Genomic DNA, 15,778 nt, shown 5'->3' on the forward strand with positions numbered 1-15,778 from the left:
CACCACAACCCAGGCAATGGGTCATGGTGTGGTTGTCTTACCAGAAAAAATTTTCTGGCATCACATTGTTCAAACAAACACGCTATTGGATTCTCAAACCACAAACACACACCCAACCATCACACGAACCATCATCCGCGTGATCAACCAGGGGCATCCACAGGTTGTCCGCTCTCACTATCTCAACCATTATTGTGATCCACCGCATCAAACTATTGTTTGTGCTGGTCACACCCGGTAGAAACACCCTTTGATCGTGGTGTTCCCGGTGAGGCGAACGAGATATAACTCTAGACCACCCCAGCGGGTGCGGGCAAGTCGTTGGCCCGGATTCGGGCTGTGACAACCGTCACCGCTGAAAACACGCGGGATCCAGGGGCCTCAGCGAGGGGGAACCGGTGGGGTCAGTCGTCTGCTGTCGCACTCGTCGTCGTGAAGTACGCGTAGCCGAGGAGGCTGACGGCAATCGCGGCGATGATGCTCGGCCGTGCGAGCCCGGCGTACGCAGTGTCGACCCAGTCCCCCTGCCCGGTTACCAGCCCGATGATCTGCAGGATGACGATCGCGAACGCGAGGGTGAGGAACACGGCCATCGCCAGCGTGAAGAGCGGAAGGAGAATCGGTTTCAGTGCTGATCGCATGTCAGCCTCCTAAGGGGACGGGGATGATGCCCAACGCAATGAGCACACCGAGGACGAAGATGGGCAGAACATAGTAGACGACAAGCGGAATGAAGGTCTTCTCCGGCTGTGCTTCCGTGAGGCCCGCCGCAACGAAGATCGATCCCGAGGCCGGGGGTGAGGCACCTTCGGTCGAGGCGAAGACCAGGATCGCCACGACGGCGAGGAGCGGATCGATTCCGGCTGCCACCATCGAGAAGAGCGCGACCTGTCCGACGGCACTGAGCGTTGCCGACGACGACAGGGGGCCGGCGACCACGACGACGAGGACGCCGATGAGGGTGACGAGCAGCCACAGCGGAAGGTTCAGCATCTCGAGCAGCGCGGTGACATCAGAGTCGAGTCCTAAGGCTGCGAGCACCTCGGAGGCCATGATGGCGAAGAAGAGAATCGCTCCGATCGTGTAGAACCGCGGCACCGAACCGGCAAGGAAGTCCCACCACTGCCGTGGAGTCTTCGGCAGCTCCTTCCACGCGATCACAGCGCTGATGGCGATGATCAGGATGGGAATCCACATGATGAGTGAGATGTTCTCCAGGGATTGTCCGATCGAGGGGACGGATGAGAGAAGGTCTGCCAGTGGTCCGACGGTGATGAGGATCGGGATGATCGCGCCCGCGAAGACGAGCACCGAGGTCCAACCTCGGCGCAGTGATGATGCCAGGGGAACGTGGTCCGCTCCGGTCTCTGCGCGGATTCCGTCGCGATGCACGAACCACGCGGTGAGACCGATGCGCAGGAGCACTTGGTACGAACCAGCGACGAGCAGTGCCAGGTAGACCTGGGAGGTCGTGACCAGGGTCCCCGCGAAGCCGATCATGATGATCATCGATGCGCTGGGCGGCAGGGCGGCACCGAGGCCGGCGTTTCCGGCGATGACAGTGGCGGCTCGTTCGCGCCTCCACCCGGTGCGCACCATCCAAGGGCCGGTGATCGAACCCGAGGCGGCGGCATTGCCGGTGTTCGAACCGCCGGCCAGGGCACCCATGGCAGCTGAGGCGACAGTGTCGACGTAGGCCGGGCCTCCGGGCAGTCGCCCGAGGAGCGATGACAGGATGGCGATGAGCTTGTTCATCACCCCGGTCCGCTCGACGAAGTAGGTCATGAAGACGAACGCGACGGCGGCGAAGAGCACTTCGTTCTCAGAGGCCTCGACGAAGGCGTCGGCTGCGTACTGAGGAGCGTTCGCCCCTGCGAAGAGCAGTGTGACGATGAAGCCGAGCAGCATCGCTTCGGCCATATTGCGCTTGACGACGACGTTCCAGATGACAATGACGGTGATGAAGACTGCGAGAGCGATAAGGGCGAGAGGCATCGTTGTCCTCCCCTTTCTGATCAGATGACGGGACGCTGACTACGACCGGCTGACGGCCGACGAGCGGATGTCCGACTGCCGGCGCTGTTCATCGGCGATGACAGCCCTGCCGGCCGCAAGCACCTGTTCGGCCGAGTCGGCCGGCACGACGAGGACTCCATCAGCATCGGCGACGATGTAGTCACCGTGTCGACAAACGGCACCGGCGACGGCGATCGTCGTGCGCAGGCGACCGGGCCCCGATTTGAACGGGCCGGCCGGTGAGACGCCCTTCGCCCACACGGGGAAGCCGAGCTGCGCGATCTCGTTGACGTCGCGGATCGCTCCGTCGATGATCATGCCTGCGATGCCGCGCAGCAGCGCGCGCTCGGCGATGAGCTCACCGATGAGCGCTCGATTCGTCTCTCCCCCACCGGCAATGACGAGGATGTCCCCGGGACGCGTGAGCGGAAGCGCGCGATGGATGGCCTGGTTGTCCCCGGGGCGGGTAAGGACGGTGAAGGCGGGTCCTGCGATGGGTGCACTGGTCCACATCGGCTTGATATCGGAGTCGAGGAATCCCAGACGGTCTCCACCGTCTCCGAGCGCCGAGGTGGGCACGGCCGCGAGTGCGTCCGCCAGGTGTCCCGTTCCCTCCCGCGTCAGCTCGAGGTGGACCGAACGGGCCGCCTCCGCCATCGGCCACGGCCGTTCGCGATCAGCGAGGAGGTCGAGGCTGTCGCCCAGCTCGGCAGCGCGCCGAAGGGCATGGGTCCGAGTTCCCTTGAGCAATCGGTCGAGCGTGTCCTCTCCCTGGGCCAGCTCGCCTGCGATCTGGGCACGCACCCATTCGACCTCCCCCGTCTCTTCACCGGCGCGCATCGCTTCGGTGATGAGAGCGCCGAGGCCCTTCATGAAGACACTGCGGAGGAGCTTCCGCTGGGAGGCGTCTCCGATCCGTCCCTGAATCGGCTCTGCGTGGGCGCCGATCGTCCGCAGGAGATCGGCGGCCTCGTCGGAGTGCGGCCCGGAGAGGAGAACGTGAACCTGGGCACCGTAGCGCGGGACTGAGCCGATGACCGCACCATCGGCGAATCGAGCCCGGCTGCCGACTGCCTCGGCGACGTCCCGTTTCCTCAGCGGCGATGCCGCATTGAGATCGAGGTAGACCGCGCCGTCCCGAATCGCCTCGGCGGCTTCTTCGGCGACGGCCACCGATGGCTTCGCTGTCGTGAGACTGAGGATGAGATCGGACTCCGCGACCGCCTCGGCGACACTGCCAGCCGTCGTCACGCCCGCGGGGACGTCCACCGTGCGCGGATCGAACCCGACGACGTCATTCCCCTCCTGGGCGAAGGCCTTCGCGTACAGGGATCCGGCTTCGCCGAGACCGAGAACTGCAACACGCATCTTTGCGCTCCTATCATTTGGTGATAGTATCTATCATTGTGTAGTAGGTGATGATCATTCTGCTCGGCCTCACGCGCCACGTCAAGACCCTTGGGCCGATGCGAGTGTTCTGATTCCCTCTGCGAAGATGGATCCGGCAGGGCCGGTCATCCGAAGAACGTCATCGACAAGGGGAGGACGCACCATGGCAGCGACGAACAATCAGGGGCGCACGCTTGATCGTGCGCTCGATGTTCTCGAGTGCGTGACGAGCACGCATGAGCCGATCACCCTCACGGAGATCTCGCGTGCAACCGGCCTACATCTCGCGACTGCGCAGCGTGTGATCGGGCAGCTCGTCAAGCGCGACTATCTCCGGAACACGCCTCGCGGCTACACCCTCGGCCCGCAGGTGCTGCCGATGTCGCACTCCTTCGTGCTGCAGGACCGGCTTGCTCTCGTCAGTCCGAGCGTGCTGTCGGCGCTGACCGACCACACCTCGCTGACGTCGTCAGTGTTCGTCCGCGTCGCCGATCGGCGCGTGCTCGTATCTCGCGTTGAGGCGCCCAACCCGTTGAGTTATCAGTTTCCCGTCGGACAGGTGCTCGGCCTTTTCGTCGGCGGCGGGAAGGTGATGCTCGCCCATGCCGATGAGGACGACCGCGAACGGCTCCTCGGCAGCTACGAACCTTTGACCTTGGCGAACGGTCGCGTGCAGGATCTCGGTGCGCTGCGTGCCGATCTCGAACAGGTACGCGAGGCAGGGTACTTCCTCGCGGAGTCCGAGCGCAGTCGCGACAGCCTCAGCTCCACCGCCCCCATCTGGTCTCCCGACGACCGACTGCTGGGGACGATCAACGTCGTCGCCAACTCCGGCGACGTCGGACGGGCCGAACTCGAAGAGCACACGTCCACTCTTCTCCAAGCGAGCCGACGGATCACCGCGCAGATGTGACCGAGCCGGCCGCATCGGCATACAAACCGGCGGCCTTGCGCACACAAGGATCACCTGCCCTCGCAACCCGACTCAGCGTCGACGAGTCATCAATTCAACTTGCCGTCAAAATACCACTGTGCAGCGATCCCAACTCATAGACTTGAGCCATGACCCAGAAGGAACAGCGCGAGCGCCTCGGCGATAACGACCTCGATCTCGAAGACGGTCTGGTCGAAGAAGCGGCTGCCACCGTCACCGAAGGGGCCGCGCGACTCAATCGGAAACTGCCCGAGCTGATCGTCACCGGCCTCTTCGGTGGTATCGACGTGGGCTTGGGGATCATGGCGATGATCCTCGTCAAGCAGGCCACAGGGTCGGACATCCTCGCCGGCATGGCCTTCGGCATCGGCCTGCTCGCACTCAAGCTGGCGCATTCCGAACTGTTCACCGAGGAGTTCCTGCTGCCGCTCAACGCTGTCCTCGCCGGGCAGGCGACCTGGCTTCAGATGGTGCGACTGTGGGTGGTCAGCCTGGCGACCAACCTCGTGGGCGGCGTGGCTTTCGCCTGGCTGATCGTCACCGGCCTGCCCGACTACCACTCTGTGCTCGTCGACACGGCGCTCGGCTACATCAATCAGTCCTCGCTCGTCGTCATGATCGCACTCTCACTGCTCGCGGGAGCGACGATCACTCTGGCCACGCGCATGCAGCAGGGAGCGACGAACCAGGTGGTCACGGCGATCGTCTGCATGGTCACCGGTCTCCTCGTCATCGGTCTGGGCATGCTTCACGGAGCGATCAATGTCATCATCATCGTCGCGGCCATGCTCGCCGGCGCGGACATCTCGCTCCTGCAGTTGGTGCAGTGGTTCGTCATCGTCATCGTCTTCAACATGCTCGGCGGGCTGCTCGTCATCGCACTGCCGAGGGTCGTGCGGACGCATCGGGTGCTCAGGGCAGTCCGGCGGGGCGAGATCAGCCTCGAAGAGCTCCAGGAGCAGGCCGCTTAGGAATGTGCTCCCCGGTAGACGGGAACGAGCGAGTTGCTATCGACGATCTGCTTGCCCAAGGGCATGAGCGAGACGGGGATGAGCTTGAGGTTCGCCCACCCCAAGGGGATGCCGATGATCGAGAGGAACAGCGGGATCGAGGTGACGACGTGCCCGATGGCCAGCCAGATGCCGGCGACGACGAGCCAGATGATGTTGCCGATGGTCGCGGCGATGCCGGCCGTACCGGTGTCGACGACCTCACGACCGAACGGCCACAGCGCGTAGTTGCCGATCCGGAATGACGCGATGCCCCACGGGATCGTGACGATGAGGATGCAGCAGATGATGCCGGCGATGTAGTAGCCGATGGCCAGCCACAGTCCGCTGAAGATCAGCCAGATGATGTTGAGCAGGGTCTTCATGGTGCACGTCTCCTCGGTCGCGAGTCTCCATCGTCGTTCACCGGTGCACGGCCGCGCAATACGGTTAGCCCCAATGCTCCCCGCCGGGCACGAAACCCTTCAGAACGCCAGGCCGGCGAACCAGCACCTCGTCGCCGGAGCGCACGTCGCGCCGCGTCAGTTCACAGGCGTTCGTCGCCCAGGCCGGCGAGGTCCCGGAACGACGGGAGGATGACGATCAGTGCGCCGAGCATCCCGGCGAAGAGCACCACGCCACCCCACCCTCCTTCATCACCGTCGGCGTTGAGCGCCAGCCCGGTGAGCAGCAGCGGCACCACCGCACCGACGACCCCGAGAATGACGACGATCCGCGAGAAGGTCAGCAGCCGCGCGCTCGACTGTCCCGTCACCGCTGTGGGGAGGACGACGAGCAGGATGAGAGCGATGACGATCCCCAGACCGATGAACCCCACGAGGAGGACGACCTCGACACCGGATGGGTTCTCGACGGGACCCTCAGAGGTGAACGGGAGCGACATCGCGTAGCCGACGGTGGTGGCCACGGACCACGAGAGGTCGGGGCCGTTGGTCTGGTCGTCGCGGTACATCGGCACAAACGTTCCGACGATGAGCAGCACAGCGGTGATCAGGCAGTGGCCGGTGACGATGATGCGCTCGATGCGCTCGACGCGCAGGCGAAGTTCGAACACCTCGGCGGATGACGACGACATCACCGGTCGACCGCGCGCATCGATCGGGCCACCGGTCCCAGAACCCTCGGTCACAGTCACATCACCCCTGACGGCAGTGTCATCGTGGGCTCAGCATAACCCCACCCTCGCCGAGGCGACCGCCACCTGACCGCTCCGACGCCGAGGTGGCATCGCGCCTCCCTTCCCGGGGTACGACAGCGCCGCACCGCGAACGGATTCGCGGTGCGGCGCTGTCGCTCGGTCAGGGCTGCCGGTCGATCAGCCGACGATGTCGACGGCTCCCAGGGTCTTCTTGCCGCGGCGGAGCAGGACGACTCCCCCACCGGCGGTGTCGAGGACGTCGTCGGAGGTCAGCGTCTGATCCTCACCGGTCACCTTGACGTTGTTGACGTAGGCGCCGCCGTCCTTGATCGCGCGGCGGGCCTCGCCCTTCGACTTGACGATGCCGGCGGTGACGAAGGCATCGGCGACGGGCAGCCCGGCGCCCAGGGCCGCCTCGGGAACCTCGCCGCGCGGCAGCTCGGCCGTCGCCGCACCCAAGGTCGCCGGGTCGAGAGCGGTGAGCTCTCCCCCACCGAAGAGTGCGGCGGCTGCGGCGATCGCCTGGTCGTACTGTTCACGCCCGTGGACGAGGGTGGTGACATCCTCGGCGAGGACCTTCTGCGCCAGACGGGTGTGCGGGGCTGCTTCGAACTCGGCACCGATGGCTTCGAGCTCCTCGAGGGGACGGAACGAGAACACCTTGAGGTACTTCATGACGTCGCGGTCGTCGGCGTTGAGCCAGAACTGGCTGAACGCGTACGGGCTGGTCAGCGACGCATCGAGCCACACCGTGCCCGATTCGGTCTTCCCGAACTTCGTGCCGTCGGCCTTCGTGATGAGCGGGGTCGCCATCGCGTGGACGTTGGCGGCCTCGACTCGTCGGATGAGGTCGACGCCCGAGGTGAGGTTGCCCCACTGGTCCGACCCGCCGGTCTGCAGGGTGCAGCCGTAGCGGCGGTAGAGCTCGAGGTAGTCGTTGCCCTGGAGGACCTGGTAGGAGAACTCGGTGAACGACAGACCGCTCTCGTTCTTCAGGCGCGCGGACACGGACTCCTTGGCGAGCATCCGGTTGACCGGGAAGTGCTTGCCGATGTCGCGGAGGAAGTCGATCGCTGAGATCTCCGAGGTCCAGTCGTAGTTGTTGACGACTTGGGCGGCGTTCGGTCCGGTGAAGTCGAGGAAGCGCTCGACCTGGGCGCGGATCTTGCCGACCCATTCCTCGACGATCTCGCGCGGGTTGAGGGTGCGCTCCCCCGACATCCGCGGATCGCCGATGAGGCCGGTGGCCCCGCCGACGAGAGCGAGCGGATTGTGGCCGGCCTGCTGGAGCCTGGAGGCGGTGATGAGCTGGACGAGGTTGCCCATGTGCAGGCTCGGCGCGGTCGGATCGAACCCGACGTAATAGGTCAGCGACTCCTGGTCCAGAGCTGTCTGGAGCACGGTCTCGTCGGTCGATACCGCCACGAGCCCGCGGGCTTTGAGGTCACTGAATACGTCGGTCACTTCGGTCCTTTCGCAACTGTTTGGACTTGCCGGCATCGAACCGGCAGGGTTAATTCTACGGCGTGCGCGACCTCGTTCAGTTCCTGTCCGGATCGCGATGACCTCGCCGAGGCGGTCCGCCGTGCCGTACGAGCCCCGCCCCTTCACACGCTCCGGGGCGAGTCCGCGAAGGTCCGCAGTCGGGCCACCTCGGCGCGGGCGTTCTCGAGCTGCGCGGCCACGGCCGAGCGTGCGGTCCCGCCCTTCGCATCCCGTGAGTCGATCGACCCGAGTGTCGTGAGGACCTCGCGGACCTCGGCGGTGAGGTGTTCGGAGATGCCGGCGTAGTCCTCATCGGTGAGATCCCAGAGCTCGAGGTCCCGGGATTCGGCGAGCTGCACGCACGCACCGGAGAGCTCATGGGCGACGCGGAACGGCACGCCGCGGCGGACGAGCCATTCGGCGATGTCGGTGGCGAGCGCGAACCCGCGTGGAGCGAGGTGGGCCATCCGTTCGGTGTCGAACGTCAGCGTCGCGACCATCCCGGTGAACGCCGGCAGCAGGAGCTCGAGCGTGTCCGTGGCATCGAATACCGGCTCCTTGTCCTCCTGCAGATCCCGGTTGTACGCGAGCGGCAGCGCCTTGAGCGTGGCGAGCAGTCCCGTGAGGTCGCCGATGAGGCGCCCGGCCTTGCCGCGGGTGAGCTCGGCGACGTCGGGGTTCTTCTTCTGCGGCATGATCGACGACCCCGTCGAATACGCGTCGTGGAGGGTGACGAACGAGAACTCCTTCGTCGCCCACGCGATGACCTCCTCACTCAGCCGCGAGAGGTCGATGCCGATCATCGCGGTGATGAAGAGGTATTCGGCGAACACGTCACGCGAGGCGGTGCCGTCGATCGAGTTCTCCACCGAATCGGCGAACCCGAGGTCCGCGGCCACCGCCTGCGGGTCGAGCCCCAGCGACGACCCGGCCAAGGCACCCGACCCGTACGCGGAGACACCGGCCCGATCATCGAAGTCGACGAGTCGCTCGACATCGCGCAGCAGCGGCCACGCATGCGCGAGCAAGTGGTGGGCCAGGAGCACCGGCTGCGCATGCTGGAGATGCGTGCGCCCGGGCATCGGCGCCTCGGGGTGCTCCTCCGCCTGGGCGATGAGGACGTCGACGGTGTCGAGAACGAGGCCGGCGATCTCACGAGCGTGATCGCGCAGGTACATCCGCCCCATCGTCGCGATCTGGTCATTGCGCGACCGTCCGGCCCGCAGCTTCCCGCCGAGCTCGGGTCCAGCGATCTCGATGAGCCCCCGCTCGAGCGAGGAGTGGACGTCCTCATCGGACTCCGCGGCGACGTACTCGCCCGACTCGACGCGGCGACCGAGTTCGTCCAGCGCTGCCAGCATCCCGGACAGTTCGTCCTCGGTGAGCAGTCCCGCACGGTGGAGGACGGCCGCATGCGCCTTCGACCCGGCGATGTCGTACTTCGCCAGGCGCCAGTCGAAGTCCGTCGACTTGCTCAGCGCCGCCAGCGCATCGGCCGGTCCATCGGAGAACCGTCCGCCCCACAGGCTCAGTCGTTCACTCACTCGCAGTCCTTTCATGCCGTCGTCGCGGCAGCTCGTCCTGTGCCGTCCAACGGCGTTTCGTCCCGCACGTCCGCAGGACACATCTTCGTTGTCATTGTCTCACCGCCGCCGAGGCGGTCAGTCGGTTCTACTCCCCCGCGCTGCCGGCGGCGAGTTCGAGGAACGTCTCGGCCAGTGCCTGCCCGCCGACGGCGGCATCGGCGATGACGAGGACAGTGTCGTCCCCGGCGATCGTGCCGAAGATCCCCGTCATCGACGACCGGTCGATCGCCGAGGCGAGATACTGCGCGGCCCCGGGCGGGGTCCGCAGCACGACCGCATTGTCCTGCGCCGCAGCAGACACGAGCAGCTCCTCGAGCAGCCTCGGCAGCTTCGCGTCGAGGCTGTCGCCCGTTGACTGCTGGAGGCTGCGGTCACCGCCCTCACCGGGAACGGCGTACACGGATCCCGAGGTCGATCGGATCTTCACGGCCCCCACCTCGGCGAGGTCGCGCGACAGCGTCGCCTGGGTCACGGAGATGCCCTGCGTCGCGAGCTCATCGGCGAGCTCGATCTGCGAGTGCACGGACCGGCGGGTGATGAGATCGATGATCTTCTGCTGCCGGGCGGTCTTCGTCAGCGGCGCCGCGGTCGGGTTCTCGCTCATCGGGACTCCGAACCGGATTCCAGGAGGAACGTCAGCAGGGCCTTCTGCGCGTGAAGGCGGTTCTCCGCTTCGTCGAAGACTGCCGAGGCGGGGCCGTCGATGACCTCGGCCGTGACCTCCTTGCCCCGGTAGGCGGGCAGGCAGTGGAGGAACAGCGCGTCGTTGCCGGCGTTCATGAGCTCCTGCGTGACCTGGTACTTGACGAACGGGGAGTCCTCGTCGTCGCGGCCGGTAGCATCCTGGCCCATCGACACCCACGTGTCGGTGATGAGGACATCGGTGCCATGGGCGGCGGCGACGGGGTCGTCGGTGACGGTGATCGATCCGCCGGTCTGTGCGGCCAGGGCGGTCGCCTCGGCGATGATCGCCTCATCGGGCTGGTGGCCGGTGGGGGCGGCGATGCGCACGTGCATGCCGGCGCTGACCCCGCCGAGGGCGTACGAGTTCGCCATGTTGTTCGCGCCGTCGCCGAAGTAGGCCATGGTCAGACCGGCGAGCTGACCCCGCCGTTCGCGGATGGTGAGGAGGTCGGCGAGGATCTGGCACGGGTGGAAGTCGTCGGAGAGGGCGTTGATGACCGGCACGCTCGAGTGTTCGGCCATCTCTTCGAGCCCGGCCTGGGCGTACGTGCGCCAGATGATCGCCGAGACCATCCGCGCCATGACCTGCGCGGTGTCGGCGATCGACTCCTTGTGTCCGAGCTGCGCCTCACCGGGGTTGATGATGAGCGGCTGCCCACCGAGCGCTGCGATGCCGGCGGCGAACGACACTCGGGTCCGCGTCGAGGTCTTGTCGAAGATCACCGCGGCCGTCTGGGGGCCTTCCAGCGGGGTGCGCGAGTAAGGTGCGGCCTTGAGCTCGGCGGCGAGGTCGAGGACCTGCGTGAGCTCTGCCGGGCTGAGGTCGGTGTCCTTGAGGAAATGGCGGGTCATCGTGGTCCTAGTCAGAGTCGGTGGGAGTCAGAGTCGGTGGGACGGGCAGGTGGCAAGAGCGCCGAGGTGGTGTCGCCTGCTCAGTCCTCGGGTCGGAGGAGGCCGGGCAGGGCGGCGAGGAACGGGGCGATCTCCTCGTGCGTGATCGTCAGCGGCGGGGCCAGGCGCAGACGCTCGGGCGTGACGGGGTTGACGATGAACCCGGCCTCGAGCGCGCGGGCGGCGACGGCCTTCGCGTCGGGGTGCTCGCCGGCGAGTTCGACGCCGAGGAGGAGCCCGGCACCGGACACCGCGCTGACCCCGGGAATCTCCTCGAGTTCCGTGGCCAGCTCATCGCCGAGGCGGCGGGCATGGTCGAGCAGTCCCTCGGTCTCGATCGTGGTGAGAACGGCGAGCGCGGCGGCGCACGCGATAGGGTTGCCGCCGAACGTCGTCCCGTGCTGGCCAGCACTGAGCAGCGAGGTGTTGGCCTCGCCGACGGTGATCGTCGCGCCGATCGGCATGCCGCCTCCCAAGCCCTTCGCCGAGGTGATGATGTCGGGGACGACGCCCTCGCCGATCTCCGGATCCTGGTGGGCGAACCACGACCCGGTCCGGCCGACGCCCGTCTGGACTTCGTCGAGGACGAGGAGCGCCCCGGCTGCCGTCGTCAGGTCCCGGGCCGCGCGCAGGTATCCGGCGGGGTGTCGGCGCACCCCGACCTCACCCTGGATCGGTTCGATGAACACGGCGGCGGTCGTGTCGTTGACTGCGGCGGCGAGCGCGTCGACATCACCGTAGGGCACGTGGACGACACCGGGGACGCCGGGGGCGAAGGGTTCACGGTAGGCGGCCTTCGCGGTGAGGGCGAGCGCACCCATCGTCCGACCGTGGAAGGCACCGTCGACGGCGATGATGATCGGCCGCCCTCCGCCGCCGGCCCGGCGGGCCATCTTCAGGGCCGCTTCGTTCGCCTCGGCGCCGGAGTTCGAGAGGAACACCGCGGACCCTTCGGGCAGGTCGAGGATCTCGTGGATCTTCTCAGCGAGCGCGATCTGCGGGGGTGAGGTGAAGAAGTTCGAGATGTGGCCGAGCGTCGCCGCCTGCTTGCTCACGGCCTTGACCCACGCGGGGTGGCAGTGGCCGAGGGCGTTGACGGCGATGCCGGCGAGCAGGTCGAGGTACTGCTTGCCGGCGGCGTCCCAGACGTAGGAGCCCTGCCCGCGGACGAGGTCGAGTTGCGGGGTTCCGAAGACGGGTGAGAGGACGCGGGAGAAGTCCTCGCGCCACGTGGCGGCGGAGTCGCTGGTGCCGGCTGCGGTTGTCGGTTCGGTCATGCGTCCGCTCCTTCGTCATCAGCCACCTCGGCGGCATTAGCGGCCCCACCGTCACCGTCGCCGTCGCCGTCACCGGCACCATCACCGTCAGCGTCGCCGGCGAATCCGCGGTGCCCGTCGCCGAGCGGGGCGGGTTCGACGACGCCGTTTTCGACCATCGTCCCGATGCCTTCGGAGGTGAAGACCTCGAGGAGGAGAGAGTGCGCCATCCGCCCGTCGATGATGTGGGCCTGCTTGACGCCGTGCTCGATCGCCTCGAGGGCGGCGGTCATCTTCGGGATCATCCCCGCGTCGAGGCTCGGCAGCAGCTCCCGGAGCCGGTCGGGGCCGATCCGGGAGATCAGACTCGACGTGTCGGGCCAGTTCGCGTAGAGGCCGGGCACGTCGGTGAGCATGATGAGCTTCTCCGCCCCGAGGGCCTTGGCCACCGAGGAGGCGGCGAGGTCGGCGTTGATGTTGAGCGGCTTGCCGGCCTCTCCCCCGATCTCGGAGGCGATCGAGCAGATGACGGGCACCCGTCCGGCGTCGAGGAGTTCCCCGAGCACGATCGTGTTGACCTGGGCGATCTCGCCCACCCGGCCGAGGTCGATGGTCTGTCCGTCCACCTCGGCGACGGTCTTGTGCGCAAGCAGGAGGTCGGCGTCCTCACCGGAGAGGCCGATCGCGGCGTTGCCGTTCATGTTGATGCGGGAGACGATCTCCCGGTTGACCTGGCCGGCGAGCACCATGCGGATGACCTCGGCGGCCTCCTCGCTCGTCACCCGCTGCCCGGCCTTGAACTCGCTCTCGATGCCGAGGCGGGCGAGCATCGAGGTGATCTGCGGGCCGCCGCCGTGGACGACGACGGGGCGGATCCCGGCGAAGCGGAGGAAGGCGATGTCGTCGGCGAAGGACTGCTGGAGCTCCGGGGAGACCATCGCATTGCCGCCGTACTTGATGACGATCGTCGCCCCGGCGAAGGTCTTGATCCACGGCAGCGCCTCGGTGAGCGCCTCGGCCTTGACCTGGGCGGCGGCGAGCCGGGCGGCGGTGGATTTCGTGGAGAAGTCGGGGTGGGTGCTCATGTGGAGTAGGCGCTGTTCTCTTCGACGTAGTCATGGGTGAGGTCGGAGGTCCAGATGGTGGCCTCGCTGTCACCGGCGTGGAGGTCGATGACGACGTCGACCTCACGGCCGAAGGTCACCTCGGAGGGGTCGGCGTAGGGTCCGGAGGCGCGGCAGACTTCCGTGCCGTTGATCGCCACGTCGATGGCGGTGGGGTCGAAGTCCGCCGAGGTGGTCCCCACCTGAGCGACGACGCGACCCCAGTTGGGGTCCTCCCCGAAGATCGCGGCCTTGAAGAGGTTCGATCGGCCCACCGCCCGGGAGACGGTGACGGCGTCGTCGGTGGAGGCGGCACCCCGGGTGGTGATCGCGATGTCGTGGTGGGCGCCTTCGGCGTCGACGTGGAGCTGGCGCATGAGGTCGAGGCAGAGCTCGCCGAGGAGGCCCCCGAACTCGGCCGTGTCGACGGTCGTGTCCGCGGCACCGGAGCTCATGAGGATGACGGTGTCGTTCGTCGACATGCACCCGTCGGTGTCGAGGCGGTCGAAGCTGACGTGCGTGGCGGTGCGCAGGGCCGCATCGAGGGCGGGCTGGTCGAGCGGGGCGTCGGTGGTGAGGACGACGAGCATCGTCGCCAGGCCCGGGGCGAGCATGCCCGCACCCTTGGCCATCCCGCCGATCGTGTAGCCCGAGCCTTCCCGGGTCGCGGTCTTCGCGACGGTGTCGGTCGTCATGATCGCCTCGGCGGCGTCCTGTCCTCCGGTCACGGAGTCCTCGGCGGCGGCGACGAGCTGCGGGAGGTGGTCGAGGATGCCGGCGCGGAACTCCTCTCCCCCGACGCCGATGAGCCCGGTCGAGCAGACGAGGATCTCATCGGCCTGCGTCGGGGTGCCCGCATCGGTGAGGAGGGTCGCGGTCTCCTCGGCGGTGAGCTGGGTGGTCGCGAACCCATAGTCGCCGGTGTAGCAGTTCGCGCCTCCGGAGTTGAGGACGACGGCGCGAGCGTGGCCGGTGGCCGAAACCTGTTCGGACCAGATGACGGGGTTGGCCTTACAGCGGTTCGACGTGTAGACGGCGGCGACGGCGGTGGCAGGGCCCTGGTTGATAACAAGGGCGAGGTCCTTTGTGCCGCTGGGTTTGAGGCCGGCGGTGACTCCGGCGGCGGTGAAGCCGAGGGGTGAGGTCACGCTCATGGGGCGACTCCTGTCTGCGGCAGCGCCGTGGTCTCGTCGAGACCGAGGGCGAGGTGGATGGATTGGAGGGCTTGGCCGGCGGTGCCGCGGACGAGGTTGTCCAGCGCCACGACGACGAGGACCTTCTCAGCCCGGGCGTCATAGGTGGCTTGGATCTGGGCGACGTTCGATCCGGTCGTCGCCGAGGTGCGCGGCCATTGGCCCTCGGGCAGGACGCGGACAAAGGGTTCGTCGGCGTAGGCCTCGGTGAGCGCGGTGGTCAAGGCCTCGGTGAGCGCGTCGGCGTCGAGGGTGCCGTCGGCGCTGCGCGGGACGTTCTCCCCCGGGTCGGCGGTGATCGTGGCGAGGATGCCGCGGGTCATGGGGACGAGTGTCGGGGTGAAGGAGATCCGGACGGGACCGTTCGCGGGGTCGGCGCCGAGGACGCCGTTGAGGTTCTGTTCGATCTCGGGGACGTGCCGGTGGGTGCCGCCGGTGCCGTAGGGGGACGCGTCGCCGAGGATCTCGGCGGCGGTGAGGTGGGGTTTGAGGGCTTTGCCCGCGCCGGAGACGCCGTTGGCGAGGACCGCGTTGAGGCCCTTGGGAATGATGAGCCCGGCGGCGAGCAGCGGTGCGAGGCCGAGGGTGACGGCAGTGACGTTGCACCCGGGCACGGCGATGCGGGTGGTGTCGGTGAGCTGGCTGCGCTGCTTCGTCCCGTCGGCGAGCAGGAGTTCGGGCAGGCCGTAGGTCCATGTGCCCTGGTGGGGTGAGCCGTAGAAGGTCTCCCACGCTTCGGGACTGATGAGCCGGTGGTCGGCGGCGAGGTCTACGATCAGGGTATCGGGGCTGGTTTCGGCCAGTTCCCGGGCGATCGCTCCGGACTTGCCGTGGGGCAGGGCGAGGACGACGACATCGTGGCCGGCGAGCACCTCGGCGGTGGAGTCTTCGATGACGAAGTCCGCGAACCGGGGAAGGTGGGGCTGGTGTCGGCCGAGCTTCTCGCCCACGCTGGAATGACCGCACACGGTGGTGACGTTCAAGTGGGGGTGGGTGCTCAGCAGTCGGAGGACCTCTCCCCCGGCATAGCCGGTGGCGCCGGAGACGGCGACCGTCAGATCGTTCATATGAATAACCATACAGCATCATTAAA

The 15,778-nt window shown here is 67.1% G+C and carries 16 protein-coding genes; 3 read left to right on the top strand and 13 right to left on the bottom strand.

The genetic code is table 11. The features are described from left to right. A partial coding sequence (locus FJ887_RS16835) for a hypothetical protein (RefSeq protein ID WP_250786276.1) occupies positions 1-241 on the top strand: 241 nt, incomplete at its 5' end. Positions 242-404: 163 nt separating this feature from the next. On the opposite strand, the gene FJ887_RS16840 is transcribed toward FJ887_RS16835, so the two are convergent. From FJ887_RS16840 to FJ887_RS16850, 3 genes are read right to left on the bottom strand one after another with little or no spacing between them, the layout of a single operon-like run. Then, complete coding sequence (locus FJ887_RS16840; protein WP_140955787.1) at positions 405-641, bottom strand: hypothetical protein; 237 nt, start codon at positions 639-641, stop codon at positions 405-407. 1 nt (position 642) lies between these two features. Beyond that, positions 643-1,995: a TRAP transporter large permease subunit gene (locus FJ887_RS16845; protein ID WP_137825216.1), complete on the bottom strand. Its 1,353-nt coding sequence runs from the start codon at positions 1,993-1,995 to the stop codon at positions 643-645. 39 nt (positions 1,996-2,034) lie between these two features. Continuing rightward, positions 2,035-3,384 (bottom strand): RraA family protein, encoded by a 1,350-nt coding sequence (locus FJ887_RS16850; RefSeq protein ID WP_137825217.1) that lies wholly within the window; start codon positions 3,382-3,384, stop codon positions 2,035-2,037. A gap of 184 nt (positions 3,385-3,568) precedes the next feature. Here FJ887_RS16850 and FJ887_RS16855 point away from each other — a divergent pair, with 184 nt between their 5' ends. Both FJ887_RS16855 and FJ887_RS16860 read left to right on the top strand, forming a co-directional pair. Continuing rightward, complete coding sequence (locus FJ887_RS16855; protein WP_137825218.1) at positions 3,569-4,318, top strand: IclR family transcriptional regulator; 750 nt, start codon at positions 3,569-3,571, stop codon at positions 4,316-4,318. Between the two features lie 149 nt (positions 4,319-4,467). After that, the gene (locus FJ887_RS16860; RefSeq protein WP_137825219.1) at positions 4,468-5,310 is read left to right on the top strand and encodes a formate/nitrite transporter family protein; all 843 of its coding nucleotides are present in this window, start codon (positions 4,468-4,470) and stop codon (positions 5,308-5,310) included. Here FJ887_RS16860 and FJ887_RS16865 read toward each other — a convergent pair. The 10 genes from FJ887_RS16865 to argC form a co-directional block, all read right to left on the bottom strand. Continuing rightward, positions 5,307-5,714: a YccF domain-containing protein gene (locus FJ887_RS16865; protein WP_137825220.1), complete on the bottom strand. Its 408-nt coding sequence runs from the start codon at positions 5,712-5,714 to the stop codon at positions 5,307-5,309. The two genes, FJ887_RS16860 and FJ887_RS16865, sit on opposite strands and share 4 nt — an antisense overlap. A gap of 161 nt (positions 5,715-5,875) precedes the next feature. Beyond that, on the bottom strand, positions 5,876-6,424 hold the full coding sequence (locus FJ887_RS16870) for a hypothetical protein (RefSeq protein WP_137825221.1): 549 nt from the start codon (positions 6,422-6,424) through the stop codon (positions 5,876-5,878). 240 nt (positions 6,425-6,664) lie between these two features. Then, positions 6,665-7,951 carry a tyrosine--tRNA ligase gene (tyrS, locus tag FJ887_RS16875; protein ID WP_137825222.1) on the bottom strand — a complete coding sequence of 429 codons (1,287 nt, stop codon included), beginning with the start codon at positions 7,949-7,951 and terminating at the stop codon, positions 6,665-6,667. Positions 7,952-8,094: 143 nt separating this feature from the next. Further along, positions 8,095-9,531 (bottom strand): argininosuccinate lyase, encoded by a 1,437-nt coding sequence (gene argH / locus FJ887_RS16880; protein ID WP_137825223.1) that lies wholly within the window; start codon positions 9,529-9,531, stop codon positions 8,095-8,097. 112 nt (positions 9,532-9,643) lie between these two features. Beyond that, a complete protein-coding gene (locus FJ887_RS16885; RefSeq protein WP_137825224.1) occupies positions 9,644-10,162 on the bottom strand; it encodes an arginine repressor in 519 nt (172 codons plus the stop codon). Beyond that, positions 10,159-11,094, bottom strand: a complete 936-nt coding sequence (argF, locus tag FJ887_RS16890; RefSeq protein WP_137825225.1) for an ornithine carbamoyltransferase — start codon at positions 11,092-11,094, stop codon at positions 10,159-10,161. The genes FJ887_RS16885 and argF overlap by 4 nt, the downstream gene beginning before the upstream one ends. Positions 11,095-11,174: 80 nt before the next feature. After that, a complete protein-coding gene (locus tag FJ887_RS16895; RefSeq protein ID WP_137825226.1) occupies positions 11,175-12,410 on the bottom strand; it encodes an acetylornithine transaminase in 1,236 nt (411 codons plus the stop codon). Continuing rightward, entirely contained in the window at positions 12,407-13,474 is a 1,068-nt protein-coding gene (gene argB, locus FJ887_RS16900; protein WP_249356717.1) for an acetylglutamate kinase, read from the bottom strand. Before argB ends, FJ887_RS16895 begins: the two co-directional genes overlap by 4 nt. Beyond that, entirely contained in the window at positions 13,471-14,646 is a 1,176-nt protein-coding gene (argJ, locus tag FJ887_RS16905; protein ID WP_140955786.1) for a bifunctional glutamate N-acetyltransferase/amino-acid acetyltransferase ArgJ, read from the bottom strand. The genes argB and argJ overlap by 4 nt, the downstream gene beginning before the upstream one ends. After that, entirely contained in the window at positions 14,643-15,752 is a 1,110-nt protein-coding gene (gene argC / locus FJ887_RS16910) for an N-acetyl-gamma-glutamyl-phosphate reductase (protein WP_095376887.1), read from the bottom strand. Before argC ends, argJ begins: the two co-directional genes overlap by 4 nt. Positions 15,753-15,778 lie beyond the last annotated feature (26 nt).

Source organism: Brevibacterium sp. XM4083 (assembly GCF_006489205.2).
In the GTDB taxonomy this organism is placed as follows: Bacteria; Actinomycetota; Actinomycetes; order Actinomycetales; family Brevibacteriaceae; genus Brevibacterium.